Annotated in this window: 1 protein-coding gene; it reads left to right on the forward strand. The window is 44.5% G+C overall.

The window, feature by feature from the left end; translation table 11 throughout:
• Positions 1–8: 8 nt before the first annotated feature.
• The coding region (locus RVS70_RS22860) for a nucleotidyltransferase family protein (RefSeq protein ID WP_321135032.1) at positions 9–411 on the forward strand (403 nt) is incomplete at its 3' end.

The following is a 411-nucleotide window of genomic DNA, read 5'->3' on the forward strand; positions in this document are numbered from 1 at the left end:
GAAAAAATATGAATGCTGTAGGATTGGTGGTTGAATATAATCCCTTTCATAACGGTCACCTTTATCATGCCCAAACAGCAAAGCGGCAAACCGGATGCGACACGGCTGTCGCGGTGATGAGCGGGCATTTTTTACAGCGTGGGGAACCGGCTGTTGTGTCAAAATGGGCCCGAACAAAAATGGCGCTGCAAAGCGGAGTTGATCTTGTTATTGAGCTGCCTTATCTTTATGCCGTGCAAAAAGCGGACATTTTTGCACGCGGCAGTGTTTCCATCCTAAACGAAATTGAATGTGAGGCGCTGTTTTTCGGGAGTGAGAATGGGGATATCAAGCCGTTTTTAGAAACAGCACAGCTTATTAATGAGCATAAACATACATTTGATGACCGAATTAAAGAAGAACTTAAAACGG

This window comes from Virgibacillus sp. M23 (genome assembly GCF_034190895.1).
Classification (GTDB): Bacteria; Bacillota; Bacilli; order Bacillales; family Amphibacillaceae; genus Virgibacillus; species Virgibacillus salarius.